Consider the following 14,635-nt stretch of genomic DNA (forward strand, 5'->3'; position numbering starts at 1 on the left):
CAGCTGCGACGATGGTAGTGTGGCATTCGCCATGCGAGAGTAGTACACCGCCAGGCACCTCATTCAAGCAAAAGGCCTACCCTAACGGGTGGGCCTTTTTGCATTGAAACGCCTCGCGGCGCACTGCACTCCCACGCCAGCCACAGTGGTGGCATTGTGCAGGCCTTCCCTGGCCTGCATCGCTTCGCGACCTGCCTGCGGCAGTCCAAAACTGCTCCCAGCAATTTTGTCGCCATGCTATATCGGTGTATATTTGAAGGGCGACCCCATGCGCAGAGTAGTACAGTGAAGCCGGGAATTAGACAAGCCAACAGTTTGGCTTGGCGCCGGCTGAACGTCATGTAAAGCGTATTAAAGCGATTCTGCATAATGATAAAGTGCTTTTAATATAGCGACTTTTGATTCATCGCCGCTGTGTTTTTCTGCTAAGTTTTCGAGTGCTAAGCTGAACTGCTCTAATGTAAGGTTAGGATTATCCACACCGTGCATCAGTTTGTCAGTGCGATAGCGTTGCCATTTTTGCATTTCAGCGTCTGTTAAGGTAAGTGGGTAATTACGTGCTCGATATAAAAATAAAAGACGATTTAAACGTTCTTCACTAAAAACCAAACTCTCTGTACTAAGCATTTCGGGCGTTAAATGATGTAATTGTTGCATTTTCTGTTTGTCTGCATCACTTATAAAACCAGAATAAAGTTGGTAATCTGGATTACTGTCGATTACAAAATCGTCTTTTTCTTGATAAAGCTCGATGACTTTTTGCTGCAATTCACGATGTTGTCGTAACCATTCCAAATTTTTTAGGCAGTTTTTACGATCGATTCCTAATACTTCAGCCCGTTCAACACTCAAGGTTTTTGCATTCGCCAACACTGGGCATTTATTTAAATGCACCAATTTTAGGCCTAATCGTTGCTCGCCAACGGCTAGATCGGCCGTTTTTTTATAAAGCTTTTCTTTCAAGGTGGTAATGTCATCCTGTAGTAACACCGCAGGATCATATTGTAAATTAAAGCAAATAACGGCATTTTTATTTGTAGGGTGGAATGCCAAGGGCACAATCCAACTGCAACATCCTTGATGTGCAGGAAATTTTGAAGACACATGAACTAATGGGGTTAAACCGGCAACATCAATGAGTTCACTTACTTTTTGTTTTTTACGTAATGCAAATAAATACTGAAATAACTTGGGCTGTTTTTCTTTAATAAGTTTCGCCAAGCCGATGGTGGCATAAACATCTGCTAAGGCATCGTGCGCATTGGTATGTTCTAAGCCATTAGCCTTACTAAGATGTTCTAGTTTAAAACTTGGCGTGCCATCTTCTTTTGTAGGCCACGTGATTCCTTCTGGTCGCAATGCGTAACATGCGCGGACCACGTCAATAAGATCCCAGCGACTGTTGCCTTGCTGCCATTCCCTGCTATAGGGTTCAAAAAAATTACGATACAAACTGTATCGTGTTACTTCATCATCAAAGCGTAAGCTGTTATAACCAAGAACGCAGGTATTAGATTGGCTGAAGGTTGCCAAAATCCGCTGCATAAACTCAGGTTCAATAAGGCCTTTTTTATAACAAAGCTGTGGTGTAAGTTTAGTAATTAATGCCGCTTCGGGATGGGGTAAATAATCATTGGCTAATTGGCAATACCACATATCAGGATCAGCAATGATATTAAGGTCTAAATCGGTGCGGATCCCTGCAAACTGAGCAGGCCTATCGCGTTTAGGATCCGCTCCCCAGGTTTCAAAGTCGTAAAAATATAATGATGGTGCTTCGCTCATGGCTAACCTTGTTAGTTGAAGGGCAACGGGCTTGCAATAAAAAAACTAATTACGATGATATCGTAGATTATCGTAATGCGTACAGCTTATGCAGGTAAACAGGCTATAATAGTTGTGCTGATACAAGCATAGAACCCCAGTAATATTGAATACAGATTTTACTGCATATCTTCCAATCACCACAGCGTTAATTTTTCAATAGATACTTGCTAGAGTCGATACATATCGTGTTATTACTGCCAAATAAACAGATCGGATAGCCGTTTTTTTGCGTTAACAATCTTGTTTATCATAAGCGTGTTGACCATGCTGGAAATTAAAGGCATCTTGTTGATTAAACTGCTGGTAGTAAAATTAAAAGCGGTGTTTCTTTTCAACAAAAAATAGATTCTTTATTCGGTTTTTATGTAAGGTGTTGCATGTTTAGTTCTTTACGAAGTCAGTTAACGCTTTTACTGGTCGCTTTGTTAGTGTTGCTGTCACTGGTTACAGGCTATGCTACGTTAAACACTATGCGTGAGGATAGCGAGCAACAAGCACGACAAATTCTTAAGGTTGCAACCAATGTATTTATGCAAACCTTAGAGGTAAGAAGCGATCAGCTAACTGACAGTGTGCGGCTCTTGTCGACGGATTTTGGTTTTAGGCAAGCTGTTGCTACCGCCGAGCAAGACACTATAAAAAGTGTTTTAGAAAATCATGGTGCCCGCATTAATGCAAACATTGCGTTATTGTTTGCCCCAGATGGCACTATGCTAGCTTCCAGTATTGCAATTTCTGACACTAGCACTTTACAGCAACATTTTCGTCAAGCTCGCTCTCAGCAGGGCGCGTCTGCAGGTATTGTCAATATTGAAGAACATGCTTATCAAATCGCATTAGTGCCCGTAAGAGCACCACAGGTGATCGCGTGGGTGGGAATGGGGTTTAAAGTTGATGAAGAGCTTGCTCGGAAAATTCAGACTATAACAGGGCTAGATGTGAGTTTTAGTCAATTGACGCTGGCGCAACAACGTGTGTTTTCCTCTACTCTTACCCAAGAAAATTTACGTAATTTTGTTGCTGATCTCACGGCGGTAAGTTTGAAAGAGCAGCAGATCCAAGTTGAGCTCCCCACGAATTATATCTCACAAGCCTTTGCCTTAGATCAGCAGCAACAACTCTGGGCTTTTTTACATTTGCCCAGTGAGCGTTGGTTAACCAATTATCAGCAATTACGCAGTCAGTTACTGCAAATTTTTGGCTTGGGCTTAGCCTTAGCCTTAGTGACAGCTTTTATTTATACCCGAGGTGTAACACAGCCTTTATACAAACTTATCGACTACGCTGCGGCTATCGGTAATGGCGCTATGCTGACTGCGCCTAAAATTAAATTGACTGAAATTGCATTATTGGCTAATACCTTAACAAAAATGCGTACTGCAATACTACTACGAGAAAATCAGCTTAAAGAACAAGCTGAGCATGATGGGCTTACGAACCTAGGTAACCGATTAGCAGTAGATAAACATTTACCGACGATTTTTGCTGCAGGTAGCGGCCAATTGCTGCAATTAAATATTGCTAAGTTTAAGTATATTAATGACAGTTTCGGTTTTACTAATGGTGATTTATTACTACAGCAATTAGCGTTACGACTTATACCCAATGAGCATATTAAGCTTAGCGCACGTTTAAGCGCAGATGAGTTCCTGTTGGTATTAGCAGAAAATATTACTGAGCAGGAAAGAAGCGTATTATTGCAACACATTGGGCAGCCTTTTAATCTTGGCGGCTCTGTTATCTCTTTATCCTTAGTTTATGGCAGTTATTTTTATCAACAAGGCGAGCAAGATGTCAATAAAGTACTACGACGCTTAGATATTGCCCTTAATACCGCTAAAAAGCAGAACCTAAGCATAGCCGTTTATCAGAGTGGGCAAGATGAGAGTCATCAACGTGAATTAACGATTATTCGTGATCTGCCCATCGCCTTGCACAGTGGTCAAATGTTTATCGCTTACCAGCCTAAAGTTGATATTGTTACACAGCGTTCCGTAAGCGCAGAAGCCTTAATTCGTTGGCAACACCCACAGCTAGGGTTTATTTCACCTATAGAGTTTATTTTGCTAGCTGAGCGCTCAGGTAACATTAGTTTAATTTCTAATTGGATGTTAGAAGCGGTTATCAGTCAATTGGCAAGTTGGTTGCCATTCCATCCTGAACTTTCAGTAGCAGTAAATTTATCTGCTGACGATTTACTAGATGAGACCTTGTCGAGTCGTATCCAAATTTGGCTTAACCACTATAAGGTACCTGTTTCCGCTTTGAGTTTAGAGGTAACAGAAAGTGCGGTAATGCAAGATACGGGTAAGGTGATCAATAATTTACAGCAACTGAAAAATGCCGGCATAAAGTTAGCGATAGACGATTTTGGCACTGGCCAATCATCGTTAGCCTATTTAAAAAGTTTACCGGTTCATGAATTAAAAATTGATCGCGCCTTTATTAAAGATATTGAACATAACCAACAAGATGAACTTATAGTTCAAGCTACTGCTAAGCTCGCCGCAGGCTTAGGTTTAACCGTTACCGCTGAAGGATTAGAAAATCAGGCAGGGTTAAGTCGCGTTTTAGCGGCTGGTTGTCAGCAAGTTCAAGGATATTACTTTTCTAAACCTTTAGCCGCAGACGCCTTTAGCCAATGGCTAGGCGCCTTTTCGAGTCAAAAAGCCCATTTTTTTAACGCTGCAACGGATCCTGCCATTCCCGCAGATGCTGTTCAATAAATTGCTGCAGCTTCAATGCCGCTTGGGGTAAGCGTTTATTGGCATGCTGAACTAGATACCAATGGCTACTAAGTGGAAAGCCCTGCACTGACAATACTGCAATTTGTTGTTTTAATAGCATCTGTGTTGGTAGCGTGTGCGCTGAAAGCACGGCCAATCCTAAACCGGCAATCACACTTAATCGAATAGCTTCATTGGTTTCTATTTGCATACTGTGAGGTAATACCGTTGCTTGGCTGCTTAACCAGGCATCAAATGTCATCCGCGTTGCGGAACCGGGTTCTCTTAATAAAAAGCGTTCTTGTTTTAACTGTTCGAAGTGAAGCAGCCCGGCTTCGGTGGCCCAATGATCGCGTGGTGCAACGATATAAAGTGGATTGGGCACAACCGATCTGGCCTCCACGTTATCACCGCGAGGGGGATGACTAAAAAGATATAAATGATCTTGTTGTTGTTCAAATCGCTCCAAAATGCGCGCACGGTTACCGATATGCAAGGTAACTTGCACCGCAGGAAAGGCTTGATCAAAGGCGGCTAGTATATTCGGTAATAAATATTGCGCGGTATTTACTACGGCCAGAGAGATATTGCCACTTTGTCCACTGCGTTGTTGTTTTAATTGTTGGCTAAATTCCGATAAACGATCATCAATATCTTGCGCTGCTTGATACAGCAACTCGCCTGTCGCGGTTAATTGTAGTTTCTGATGCTGATAATCAAACAATGGCTCGCCAACCACCTCGCTCAGCTTTTTTAACTGTAACGATACGGTCGGTTGAGTAAGATGCAGCAAGCGCGAGGCCGCAGTAATATTACCGCTTTGTACTACTTGTCTAAAAACCTGAAGCAAACGAAAACTTAGGTGTCTTGAGTCCATTGATTATTATCTATAGTGAATTACTTTATTATTAATTAGCATAGAAGTGTTCGTACAGGCAAGATCGTGCTTAAAATAAAGGAGTAACGCATGCCTGATGTTGTCATCATGTTTTTTGCCTTGGGCTTAGTAGCTGGGCTAGTCAAATCTGATTTAAAAGTACCTGTGCCTATCTATGAAACATTATCTATTTTATTAATGTTAACGATTGGCTTAAAAGGGGGGATGGCTTTACACGGAGTACCGATTTTACCCTTACTCCCTGAGTTGGGCACAATTGTGTTAGCCGGCGCGTTATTACCATTACTATTATATCCATTGCTGCGTAAGCTGGTGAAATTAGACAGTGCGAATGCCGCCTCTATTGCAGCGCATTATGGCTCAGTGAGTGCAGGCACTTTTGCGGTAGTGTTAGCCGTGGCCACGGCCAGCAATTTACCCATGTCGCCACAAACGACGCTTTACTTGGTGTTACTGGAATTACCCGCCATCGTCGTTATGCTTTGGTTGTATCGTTATATCAATGGAAGTAAAGCCAGTGGCTTTGCTATTTTACATGAGGCATTGACCAGCCGAGGTGTGTTATTACTGGTTGGTGGTATGGTTATCGGTGCTTTATACGGTGCAGACGGCCTGTCACAAATTACCCCGGTATTGTTAGGAGGATTTAAAACCTTACTCGCCTTGTTTTTACTTGAAATGGGGCTGTGTACTGCACGCGTATGTCAGCCGTTACCTTGGCGCTACTGGCGGCTTATGCTATTCGCATTTTGTATGCCGCCGCTTCTTGCATTACTTGGTATTGGCTTAGCCTATATATTAGGTTTACCGGAAGGCAGTACACTTATTTTGGCAACGTTAATGGCCAGTGCATCTTACATCGCTGCACCTGCCGCCATACGGGCAGCCATACCCAAAGCCGATATTGGTTTAGCCTTACTTGCTGCCTTAGGGATCAGTTTTCCCTTTAATATTCTTATTGGTATTCCACTGTATCAAAGTTGGATTGTTGGATAACTCCGCAATAATTAAGTGCCGCAGAACGTTTGTGAAACTTGTTCTTGCGGCACCGCAGCAAGCTGAAAAGGCTGGTTTTCAGCGGTAGCCAGAAAAGGCTGTTGCCATACTTGTTGTAATTGATTAAATAAACTGAGATCACCCGTTGTCATCACCGCATCAATAACGCGCTGGATCAAATGATTACGCGGGATCAACACGGGGTTTGCTGCAGCCATAATCGCCACGGGAGTGCGCTGTGCTGCCATTTCATTATGAGTGTGTGGTGTTGTAGTAATACGGGTTAAGCGCAGTTGCCATTGTGCAAGCCAATTCTGCAATAATTCTGGTGGGATTTTGGCGGTTAAATAAGGATGTTCATGGTGCAATAAATCGCGGAAACTTAACGTAAAATCAGCATGATGTTGCTGCAGTAAGTGCAAGAAATCCTCAATTAATGGAACATCTGTGCTAACCGGTTCCGCTATCCCCAGTTTTGCCGCAAATCGCAGTAACCACTGTTGCTGGTACAGGCTTGGAAAGTGATTAAGACTGGACATGACCAGTTCAATTGCCTGCGTTTGTTCTGGGTGAATCAGTGTTAGTAAAGACTCTGCCAAACGTGCCAGATTCCATTGCGCAACCGCTGGCTGATTTTTATACGCATAGCGGCCACGTTGATCAATAAAACTAAAAACTTGCTCTGGGTTATACGCTTCCATAAAAGCGCAAGGACCATAATCAATCGTCTCCCCTGAAATGGACATATTGTCGGTATTCATCACGCCATGAATAAAGCCTAAACTCATCCAATGCGCGATTAAACGCGCTTGACGTGCGATCACCTGCTCCAATAACGCTAAGTAACGATTTTCTTCATGTACACAGTCAGGATAATGCCGAGCTATCACGTAATCGGCCAACTGTTTAATGATCGAGGGATCAGATTGGTTCGCAGCAAATTGGAAGGTTCCGATACGGATATGACTACTGGCGACACGAGTAAGAATGGCGCCTGGTAAGGCTTCATCGCGAAAAACAATTTCACCGGTGGTTACCGCAGCTAATGCGCGCGTAGTCGGCACTCCCAAAGCATGCATCGCCTCACTGACTAAATATTCACGTATCACAGGCCCCAGCGGCGCGCGGCCATCACCGCTGCGAGAGTAGGGGGTTCGTCCTGCGCCTTTGAGTTGCATATCCAGCAGTGAGCCCTGTTGAGTACGCAGCTCTGCCAGCAAAATAGCTCTACCATCACCTAAACGGGGGACATAATTCGCAAATTGATGACCGGCATAGGCTTGTGCTATGGGCGCTGTCCAATCTGGTAAGGCATTACCGCTGAATAATCCTAAACCGGCTTCGGTTTGCCACAGGTGCTCCGGCAACCCCAGTGCTGCGGCTAAGTTTTGGTTAAATGCTAAAAAGCGAGGTGAGCGCACTGGCGTGGGCTGACATGCAGAGAAACAACTTGCCGGAAGTTGCTGATAGCTTTGTTCGTTCAAGGGACGATCCATAACGCGCTCATAAAAAACTATAATTGTTGACAAGTTTACTCGGGTATTGGATGGCTGACAATCTGGTTTATTGCGCTAAAAGAGGCCCTTATTTCTCATCCAAGCAGTGACTTCGGTGTTAGAGGTAACATTGATGATTGCAAATTACGACCAAAGTACTGGTTTTTTAAGACTGCCAGAGAATAGGTTTAGCGTTATAGCATCGCTAGCATAACAGTAACGGCTATCTGCTTGGGGCTTATTGGTTTGCTCAACGTGATAGCGCGCTATCCGCATTGATAATATATCCGCACTGATAAGGAACAGCAGATGATTTATGCACAACCCGGCGAAGCAAATGCCATTGTTACAGTTAAAACACATTACGCGAATTATATAAATGGGTTATGGCAAGCCCCTGTAAAAGGCCAATATTTTGAAAACATTTCGCCGGTAACCGGCAACGTATTTTGTCAAATTCCACGATCTACCGCAGAAGATATTGAATTGGCGTTAGACGCTGCGCACGCAGCAAAAGCTGCATGGGCGGCCACTTCGGTAACGCAACGCTCCAATATATTATTGAAAATTGCTGATCGTTTAGAACAAAACCTCGAAATGATGGCGGTGGCAGAAACGTGGGATAATGGTAAAGCAGTGCGTGAAACGCTCAATGCGGATGTACCGTTAGCGGTGGATCATTTCCGCTATTTTGCCGGTGTCATTCGTGCGCAAGAAGGTTCTATCGGCGAAATTGATCAGAACACGGTGGCGTATCATTTTCATGAGCCTTTAGGTGTGGTCGGTCAGATCATTCCATGGAACTTTCCGCTGTTAATGGCCGCATGGAAACTGGCACCAGCATTAGCAACGGGGAATTGTATTGTATTAAAACCGGCCGAGCAAACCCCTTGGTCTATCTTAAAGTTCATGGAATTAATTGGTGATTTATTGCCTCCAGGCGTATTAAACGTTGTAAACGGTTTTGGTCGTGAAGCGGGTGAGGCGCTAGCGACGAGCAAGCGGATCGCCAAAATTGCGTTTACAGGGTCTACCCCCACAGGATCGCATATTTTAAAATGCGCGGCGGAGAATATTATTCCGTCTACTGTAGAGCTTGGCGGAAAATCGCCCAATATTTATTTTGCTGACGTTTTTGATTTTGAAGATGCGTATTTAGACAAATGTATTGAAGGCGTTGTGCTAGCGTTCTTTAATCAGGGAGAGGTTTGCACTTGTCCATCGCGTTTATTAGTGCATGAAAGCATTTATGAACGTTTTATCGCTAAAGTTATTGCAAGAACGAAGCTGATAAAGCGTGGCGATCCGCTTGATACCGAGACCATGGTGGGCGCGCAAGCCTCTGCACAACAATTTGACAAGATCATGCGTTATTTTGAGATTGGTCGCGCTGAAGGCGCTGAAATATTAATCGGCGGTGATAAAGAGCAATTAAACCAAACACTTGCTTCTGGTTACTATATTCAACCAACGTTGATAAAAGGACATAATAAGATGCGCGTATTCCAAGAAGAAATTTTTGGGCCCGTAGTGTCTGTTACCACCTTTAAAGACGAAGCCGAAGCATTGTCGATAGCTAACGATTCGGAATTTGGCCTTGGTGCTGGATTGTGGACACGTGATATGAATCGGGCTTATCGCATGGGGCGTGGGCTTGAAGCTGGCCGGGTATGGACTAACTGTTATCATCATTATCCAGCGCATGCGGCATTTGGCGGCTATAAAAAATCGGGTGTTGGACGTGAGAATCACAAGATGATGTTAAATCATTATCAGCAAACCAAAAATATGCTGGTGAGTTACGATATCAATCCAATGGGATTCTTCTAAACTTCCGTTCGAGCCCTGTTAACACGAAACCCCACGGTGTGTTATAAAACTGTGGGGTCCAGTCTGTTCAGATAAGCAGATAAGCAGATAAGCAGATAAGCACGTGATTACACAATTAAGCGCGTTGCATGTACCTTGCTAATCAACGATTGTTCACGTATTTTTCTATAGCCTTTAATTTAAGCATTCGTTATCTATGAGGTGAGCCTATGACCGCCGTGTATCATGCGTTATCCCGACAACATGATGCAAGCCTAGCTGTAGCGGAGCTAGCCGCCCAATTGCCTTTGGCACAAATTTCTATCGTGTTATTTTTCTGTTCTTCCCGTTACGATCTCAAGCAGCTAGCCGCCGCCTTTAGTGAGCGTTTTTCCGATACGCAATTAGTGGGATGCACCACGGCCGGTGAAATTAGTCGAGAAGGATATGAAGCTGGCAGCGTCTGTGCCATTGGGTTTCACCATGCTTATTTTTCATGCCAGGCGCAAGTTATTGAACAGTTGGACGGTTTTGATTTGCTACGGGCACAACGCACTATTACCCCGCTGTTTGCCAAGTTACCGCAAGCGAATCATCAGCACATATTAGCGCTAACATTATTAGATGGGTTATCCAGCCAGGAAGAGGTGGTATTGCTGCAATTGGAGACGGCCTTAGGCCGTATTCCCCATTTCGGTGGCTCCGCAGGGGACAATAATCAATTACGTCGAACACACGTTTTTTTTCAAAAGCAATTTTACAGTAACGCCGCCGTGGTTATTTTGCTACAAACTGCGTTACCCTTCCAAGTATTTAGTGGGCATCATTTAGTACCACGCGCCGAAAAGTTTGTTGTTACCGCCGCGTCCGCAGATTACAGAACTGTGTATGAAATTGATGCAGAGCCTGCTGCCACTGTATACAGCCGTCTAGTAGGATGTGATCCTGAACACTTAACTGCAACCGTGTTTGCGTTACATCCACTTGCCGTAAAAATCGGTCAAGAGTATTACGTTCGCTCTATACAGCGGGTTAATGCAGACGGGAGCTTAACCTTTTATTGTGCATTAGGCTTAGGCGCGGTTTTAACCGCGATGGACAACACCCCCATGTTACCGGCTTTGGCAGCGCTGTTTGCCGATTGTGAAAAAACCGTGGGCCCCCCTTTATTTACGCTTGGCTGTGATTGTGTTTTACGTCGGCAGGAATTAGCAGAGCGCGGATTATTAGCCGAGGCATCCGCGTTTTATCATGAGAATCAGGTTATAGGTTTTAGCACCTATGGTGAGCATCATGAGGGCGTTCATCTAAATCAAACCTTTACTGGTGTGATGTTTGGGCAACCTAGCATCGACACTATTGAGATGGAGATCCCGTGTGACCGATGAGTTAACGGCGCTAAAAGCCCAATGTGCCGCGCAACAAGCCCAGCTTCAAAAACTGACAATTATTAACCAAGCCTTGATGGCACGGGTAGAAGCAGGAAGCAGTGCGGGAGCGTTAGCGCCTTACGCTGCTTTTCAGCAAGCTGCGGTGTTAGCCGAGCAAGTACGAGAGCGCACCGCTGAGCTGCATCAAGCTTATGACGAGCTGCGTCGTTCGATGGCCGATTCAGAGAGTTTGCGACAAAGTGAGCGCTGGATCCGTACCATCACCGATAATGTCCCCGCAATGTTAGCTTATCTCTCCGCAGATTGTCGTTATTTGTTTACTAATCGCCATTATGATCAGTTTTATGGCATGTCACGTGGTAGTTTGCAAAATGCCAGTTTACTTGCGGCACATGGTGAAGCGGGGCGCAATCGTTTACAACCTTACATAAATCAAGTGCTGGCTGGCGATACAGTGCAATTCGAAATTGCTGAATATAACGCAGAGCAGCAACATCGGCAGCTCCTTAAGAGCTACGTTCCACATCAAGATCAACAAGGACATATTATTGGTTTTTTTGTGTTGTGCCGTGATATTACTGAACGTAAGCAGATTTCCGAAACGCTGCGTCAGGCTAATTTACACCTAGAGCAGCGAGTTCAACAACGTACAGCAGCATTAACTGAATTAAATCAACAATTAGAGCAAGCACGTATTGTCGCTGAGCAAGCTAATGCATCTAAAAGTCAATTTCTCGCTGCGGTAAGTCATGATGTTTTGCAACCCTTAAATGCTGCGCGGCTTTTTAACGGCGCTTTAGTTGATCTTGGGTTATCAGACGTAGCTGGGCAATTAACACAATCGGTTGCTAATGCTTTAGATGATATGGCTGAATTATTACGAACTTTGGTTGATTTATCACGATTAGACGCCGGACAATTAGATTACCAGCTTACTGCAGTTGCTTTGGCGCCAATGATAGAACGATTATATCAAGAGTATTTGCCTCAGGCGCAAACGAAAGGGATACGGCTTAGAGTCAGATCGTGTCCTTCTCAGGTTATCACGGATCCTGCATTACTTATGAGAGTTATGCGTAACCTTTTAAGTAACGCGTTACGTTACACGCCGACGGGAGGTCAGGTTTTATTGGGTTGGCGTAAGCGTGCGCAGATGATTGAACTTCACGTTATTGATACTGGGATCGGCATTGATAAAAGCCAATATGAAGCTGCTTTTACCGCGTTTACGCGCTTGGCGCCCTCGGCGCATCGTCAAGAAAAAGGCTTGGGGTTGGGGTTAGCCATAGTAGACAAAATCTGTGGTTTATTGCAGCATCCAATACGATTAGTTTCTTCGCTTGGCAAGGGCTCTCTCTTTGCCTTAAGCTTACCGCAAACAACCCTGCCTATTCTCACCCCAATTATGGAGCCGATCCGTCCCCGAGGCAGCGGTGCCGTGATTTGGGTTGTCGATAATGAGTTATCTATTTGTCAGGCAATGCATCACCTGCTTACTGGGTGGGGCTATGTAGTCTTCACTGCCACATCGGGCAGCGCGCTTGCGTCCTTAAGTGAAACTGCAACGCCTCCTGATTTATTGATCATAGATTATCATTTAACGGATTGTCAGCCATCCGATATGGCACAATCTACCGAAAATGGCGTTGCAGTGGCCATGGCGCTACGTCAGCAATTAGGTGTTCAGGCCAGTGCGCTGCCCATCTTATTAGTGACTGCCGATCACAGTAGTACTCTTGCGCAACAGGTTAAGCCATGGGTCACTGATATTCTGTATAAACCCATTAAACCGCTGAAACTTCGCGTTATGTTGCAAAAATTATTAGCACTCTCAGGGCCGGTAAATCCTTCGGGGTAAATAGGGCGGTCAACATTACAGACTTAAGCGTTTTAACGTATCCGTTTGTGCCGCTTGGGCGAGCAATTGGGTCCGGCTTTGCACGCCTAATTTGTTAAAAATGGCGGTGACATGAGCTTTTACCGTAGTGGGCGCTATAAACAAGGTCTCAGCAATCTGTTTGTTGCTGGCGCCCTCTAATAACTTGGCCAATACGCGACGTTGTTGACGTGTAAGCTGTACCAGATTGTCGACAGATAACACCGTTGCGGTGGTGCTTGACCGTTGAGGCGGTGATGTTTCTGGAGTGTGAAAATCTTTGGCTTGAAAACCTTGCGCTTGAAAACTTTGAGCAGGCAAATAAATGTGTCCGGCTAAAATGTGTGTCAGTGCATTAAGTAAATGTTGTTTGTCAGCTGACTTAGAAATAAAGCCTATGGCACCTAGTGCCATGGCCTGTAACACCGTGTGTTTATCATCTGCGGCAGATAACATTGCTACCGGTACGTATGGAAAACGTTGTTTCAATTGCGTGAGACCTGATAAGCCATCACTACCAGGCATATTGACATCCAGTAAGATTAAGTCTGGCTCAGCATCCACAGCAAGCAGCTGAAACAGTTCATCAAGATTTGCCGCTTGCTGCAATTGCCCAGTGGGCCAATGTTGCTGCAACAACAATTGCAACGCATCACGGTATAAAGGATGATCATCTGCGAGATAAAACTGATACATAGCGATCAGCGCACTTTGTTGCGGTAGGCTGCGACCGCTTTATTGGATGCTGTTAGCATTTTTCGCCCCTTAACGGAAGATTGTGTCAGCAAAATAAACAGTAAATCGATGATCAACTCTTGGGCGTTTCGCGACAAAATAGAAGATAACCTCGCTGTATTTTCGTTTGCTACGGTTTTCAAATTTATGTCAGAAAGCTTCGCAACACTGTTGGGTGCAAATCCAGTCAAGCTAATGATCTGCAGGTTTTGTTCTCTTGCAAATTGGGTTACGGTAATCATTTCTGCCGTTTCTCCCGATTCGCTAATCACAAATAAGATGTCTTTTGTACCATAATGGGCCAAATCCACCAGCTGAATATGATTATCACTTTCAGCAATGGCGTTTATCCCCAGTTTTCGTAATTTTAAGCAAAAATCTTGAGCTACTAAAAATGATGCACCTTTTCCGGTAAGCATAATCCGTTTTGCTTGCCGTAACGCCTGGCAAACCTGCTCCATACAATGCTGCTCATTGGCACCCAAGGTATTGGTAAGCACTGCAATTTTACTCGCCAACAGTTTATTGGCCATAGTGCTATAAGAATCAGTGAGAGAAATATCACCGTGTAAGCTAAGCGAGGGTTCATCAGGGAGATTATGCACGCTGTCAGCAACAGCAAATTTAAAATCAGGATACCCTTTATACCCCAGCTTTTGTGTAAAACGTACCACTGTTGCCTGACTCACGCCAACTTCTTGAGCGAGCTCCTGTGATGATAACTGCCGAATAAGCTGGGGATGGGCCAACACATAAGCAGCAATAGCTTGCTCGGCACTGCGCAGTTTTGCTTGTAACAGTGCAATTTTTTGCAAAACAGCCATAAACACTCGTTGTTAATGCCTCGTTATTTTCGATCAGTATAAGCGGTTTGCTCACGT

10 protein-coding genes are annotated in these 14,635 nt (G+C 44.4%); 5 read left to right on the forward strand and 5 right to left on the reverse strand.

Annotated features, from left to right (window positions below):
- Nucleotides 1-351 precede the first annotated feature (351 nt).
- Nucleotides 352-1,785, reverse strand: coding sequence for an exodeoxyribonuclease I (gene sbcB / locus IE070_RS05510; protein ID WP_189481294.1), 1,434 nt, complete (start codon nucleotides 1,783-1,785; stop codon nucleotides 352-354).
- A 419-nt stretch (nucleotides 1,786-2,204) separates the two neighbouring features.
- Here sbcB and IE070_RS05515 point away from each other — a divergent pair, with 419 nt between their 5' ends.
- Nucleotides 2,205-4,553, forward strand: a complete 2,349-nt coding sequence (locus IE070_RS05515) for a putative bifunctional diguanylate cyclase/phosphodiesterase (protein ID WP_189481296.1) — start codon at nucleotides 2,205-2,207, stop codon at nucleotides 4,551-4,553.
- On the opposite strand, the gene IE070_RS05520 is transcribed toward IE070_RS05515, so the two are convergent.
- On the reverse strand, nucleotides 4,507-5,430 hold the full coding sequence (locus IE070_RS05520; protein ID WP_189481298.1) for a LysR family transcriptional regulator: 924 nt from the start codon (nucleotides 5,428-5,430) through the stop codon (nucleotides 4,507-4,509). The genes IE070_RS05515 and IE070_RS05520 overlap by 47 nt on opposite strands.
- Nucleotides 5,431-5,520: 90 nt before the next feature.
- On the opposite strand from IE070_RS05520, the gene IE070_RS05525 reads away from it, so the two are divergent.
- Complete coding sequence (locus tag IE070_RS05525) at nucleotides 5,521-6,447, forward strand: sodium-dependent bicarbonate transport family permease (protein ID WP_189481301.1); 927 nt, start codon at nucleotides 5,521-5,523, stop codon at nucleotides 6,445-6,447.
- 11 nt (nucleotides 6,448-6,458) lie between these two features.
- Here the strand turns inward: IE070_RS05525 and IE070_RS05530 are convergent, their stop codons facing one another.
- Nucleotides 6,459-7,943 carry a protein adenylyltransferase SelO gene (locus IE070_RS05530; protein ID WP_189481303.1) on the reverse strand — a complete coding sequence of 495 codons (1,485 nt, stop codon included), beginning with the start codon at nucleotides 7,941-7,943 and terminating at the stop codon, nucleotides 6,459-6,461.
- 309 nt (nucleotides 7,944-8,252) lie between these two features.
- Between IE070_RS05530 and exaC the strand changes: the two genes are divergently transcribed.
- The 3 genes from exaC to IE070_RS05545 all read left to right on the forward strand — a co-directional run bounded on the left by exaC (nucleotide 8,253) and on the right by IE070_RS05545 (nucleotide 13,001).
- Nucleotides 8,253-9,773 carry an acetaldehyde dehydrogenase ExaC gene (exaC, locus tag IE070_RS05535; RefSeq protein WP_189481305.1) on the forward strand — a complete coding sequence of 507 codons (1,521 nt, stop codon included), beginning with the start codon at nucleotides 8,253-8,255 and terminating at the stop codon, nucleotides 9,771-9,773.
- Between the two features lie 209 nt (nucleotides 9,774-9,982).
- On the forward strand, nucleotides 9,983-11,140 hold the full coding sequence (gene nosP, locus IE070_RS05540) for a nitric oxide-sensing protein NosP (protein ID WP_189481307.1): 1,158 nt from the start codon (nucleotides 9,983-9,985) through the stop codon (nucleotides 11,138-11,140).
- On the forward strand, nucleotides 11,130-13,001 hold the full coding sequence (locus IE070_RS05545) for an ATP-binding response regulator (RefSeq protein WP_189481309.1): 1,872 nt from the start codon (nucleotides 11,130-11,132) through the stop codon (nucleotides 12,999-13,001). Before nosP ends, IE070_RS05545 begins: the two co-directional genes overlap by 11 nt.
- Nucleotides 13,002-13,016: 15 nt before the next feature.
- On the opposite strand, the gene IE070_RS05550 is transcribed toward IE070_RS05545, so the two are convergent.
- Together IE070_RS05550 and IE070_RS05555 are read right to left on the reverse strand one after the other, a co-directional pair.
- On the reverse strand, nucleotides 13,017-13,715 hold the full coding sequence (locus IE070_RS05550) for a response regulator transcription factor (RefSeq protein ID WP_189481311.1): 699 nt from the start codon (nucleotides 13,713-13,715) through the stop codon (nucleotides 13,017-13,019).
- Between the two features lie 5 nt (nucleotides 13,716-13,720).
- Nucleotides 13,721-14,578 (reverse strand): MurR/RpiR family transcriptional regulator, encoded by an 858-nt coding sequence (locus IE070_RS05555; protein WP_189481312.1) that lies wholly within the window; start codon nucleotides 14,576-14,578, stop codon nucleotides 13,721-13,723.
- Between the last annotated feature and the right edge of the window lie 57 nt (nucleotides 14,579-14,635).

Source organism: Alishewanella tabrizica (genome assembly GCF_014652375.1).
Lineage (GTDB): Bacteria > Pseudomonadota > Gammaproteobacteria > Enterobacterales > Alteromonadaceae > Alishewanella > Alishewanella tabrizica.

Coding starts and splice junctions, on each gene's coding strand:
- sbcB (WP_189481294.1), bottom strand. CDS start 1,785: ATGAGCGAAGCACCATCATTATATTTTTACGACTTTGAAACCTGGGGA.
- IE070_RS05515 (WP_189481296.1), top strand. CDS start 2,205: ATGTTTAGTTCTTTACGAAGTCAGTTAACGCTTTTACTGGTCGCTTTG.
- IE070_RS05520 (WP_189481298.1), bottom strand. CDS start 5,430: ATGGACTCAAGACACCTAAGTTTTCGTTTGCTTCAGGTTTTTAGACAA.
- IE070_RS05525 (WP_189481301.1), top strand. CDS start 5,521: ATGCCTGATGTTGTCATCATGTTTTTTGCCTTGGGCTTAGTAGCTGGG.
- IE070_RS05530 (WP_189481303.1), bottom strand. CDS start 7,943: ATGGATCGTCCCTTGAACGAACAAAGCTATCAGCAACTTCCGGCAAGT.
- exaC (WP_189481305.1), top strand. CDS start 8,253: ATGATTTATGCACAACCCGGCGAAGCAAATGCCATTGTTACAGTTAAA.
- nosP (WP_189481307.1), top strand. CDS start 9,983: ATGACCGCCGTGTATCATGCGTTATCCCGACAACATGATGCAAGCCTA.
- IE070_RS05550 (WP_189481311.1), bottom strand. CDS start 13,715: ATGTATCAGTTTTATCTCGCAGATGATCATCCTTTATACCGTGATGCG.
- IE070_RS05555 (WP_189481312.1), bottom strand. CDS start 14,578: ATGGCTGTTTTGCAAAAAATTGCACTGTTACAAGCAAAACTGCGCAGT.